Consider the following 247-nt stretch of genomic DNA (forward strand, 5'->3'; position numbering starts at 1 on the left):
TATGACTCCTATTCAGTTTCTTTATTTCAGCAATCCTACTTACAATCGGATAAAAGGGACTAAAAGCCTTGAACGTGTCTATACATTTGAACCTGTTTCTAATGAATTGGCAGAGGATGAACGAAAATATATCATCGGTACTCAAGGATGTATCTGGACAGAATGGACGCGTGACAGTTTGAAGATGGAATGGCAAATTCTTCCTCGTATGGCTGCCTTGTCCGAGATTCAATGGACGGAACCGTTA

General features: G+C 40.5%; 1 protein-coding gene. It reads left to right on the forward strand.

What is annotated here, in order from left to right; all coding sequences use genetic code 11:
* Positions 1 to 247, forward strand: a 247-nt coding sequence (locus tag L0P31_RS09315; protein WP_238096657.1) for a family 20 glycosylhydrolase, incomplete at both ends; no start/stop codon positions are given.

This window comes from Streptococcus mitis (genome assembly GCF_022137125.1).
Taxonomy (GTDB): Bacteria; Bacillota; Bacilli; order Lactobacillales; family Streptococcaceae; genus Streptococcus; species Streptococcus mitis_CE.